1 protein-coding gene is annotated in these 302 nt (G+C 57.6%); it reads right to left on the reverse strand.

The genetic code is table 11. The annotated features are described in order from the left end of the window. On the reverse strand, nt 1–226 hold a 226-nt coding region (locus F7R02_RS26000), incomplete at its 3' end, for a transposase (protein WP_151210372.1). Nucleotides 227–302 lie beyond the last annotated feature (76 nt).

Below are 302 nucleotides of genomic sequence, written 5' to 3' on the forward strand. Positions count from 1 at the left end.
AACGGTTCATGCGTGTGTAGACCGTATGCCAGTTGCCAAAGCGCTTGGGTAGGCCGCGCCATTTGCAGCCATGCTCGGCAACGTAAAGGATGGCGTTGACCACTTGCAGGTTGGTCATGCTGACATTGCCGCGCTGCGCCGGCAGGCAGTGTTCGATCAGAGAAAATTGTGCTGGGGGTTCACCCCCGTTTTCACGGACACTTACAAGAAGGCCGATCAAGGCCATGAGGAGTGTTCATGTCAAAGCGCAGGAAGTTCACTGCCGAGTTCAAGCGTGGCGCGGTTGAGCAGGCCAGCCAGCC

Origin of the sequence: Xanthomonas cissicola (assembly GCF_008801575.1) — a bacterium.
GTDB lineage: Bacteria > Pseudomonadota > Gammaproteobacteria > Xanthomonadales > Xanthomonadaceae > Xanthomonas > Xanthomonas cissicola.